The organism is Streptomyces sp. NPDC005963 (assembly GCF_040638655.1).
Taxonomy (GTDB): Bacteria; Actinomycetota; Actinomycetes; order Streptomycetales; family Streptomycetaceae; genus Streptomyces.
Genome location: NZ_JBEXVD010000097.1, coordinates 1 through 1009, shown reverse-complemented (window position 1 = coordinate 1009; position 1009 = coordinate 1). Strand labels below are relative to the sequence as shown.

General features: G+C 63.6%; 1 protein-coding gene. It reads left to right on the top strand.

What is annotated here, in order from left to right; all coding sequences use genetic code 11:
• The coding region (locus ABZ348_RS34720) for a homocysteine S-methyltransferase family protein (protein WP_358940013.1) at positions 1-1009 on the top strand (1009 nt) is incomplete at both ends.

Genomic DNA, 1009 nt, shown 5'->3' with positions numbered 1-1009 from the left:
GTCGTTGTTGCTGATGGTGCTATGGGCACGATGCTTCAGGCTCAGGACCCGACGTTGGCGGACTTCCAGGATCTCGAGGGGTGCAATGAGATCTTGAATGTGACGCGGCCGGACATTGTGCGGTCGGTGCATGAGGAGTACTTCGCGGTCGGTGTGGACTGTGTGGAGACGAATACGTTCGGTGCGAATTGGGCGGCTCTTGCGGAGTACGACATTCCCGAGCGGGTCCATGAGCTGTCGGAGTCGGGTGCTCGTATCGCGCGTGAGGTGGCCGACGAGTTCACCGAGCGCACCGGTCAGCAGCGGTGGGTGTTGGGTTCGATGGGGCCGGGGACGAAGCTTCCCACGTTGGGTCATGCCCCTTACACCCTGTTGCGTGATGCGTATCAGAGCAATGCCGAGGGCATGATCGCCGGTGGTGCGGATGCGCTGCTCGTCGAGACAACGCAGGACCTCCTCCAGACCAAGGCCGCCATCATCGGTGCGCGCCGGGCCCTGGAGATCAGCGGTCTTGACCTGCCGTTGATTTGTTCGGTGACGGTGGAGACGACCGGGACGATGTTGCTCGGGTCGGAGATCGGGGCGGCGCTGACGGCTTTGGAGCCGCTCGGGATCGACATGATCGGTCTGAACTGTGCGACGGGTCCGGCGGAGATGAGTGAGCATCTGCGCTATTTGGCGCGTCATTCACGGATTCCGTTGGCGTGTATGCCGAACGCGGGTCTGCCGGTGTTGGGGAAGGACGGGGCGCACTATCCGTTGACGGCGTCTGAGTTGGCGGATGCGCAGGAGACGTTCGTCCAGGAGTACGGGCTGTCGTTGGTGGGTGGGTGCTGTGGGACGACTCCGGAGCATTTGCGGCAGGTGGTGGAGCGGGTTCGTTCGCTGACACCGTCGGTGCGGGATCCGCGTCCGGAGCCGGGGGCTGCGTCGCTGTATCAGACGGTGCCGTTCCGGCAGGACACGGCCTATATGGCGATCGGTGAGCGGACGAACGCCAATGGGTCGA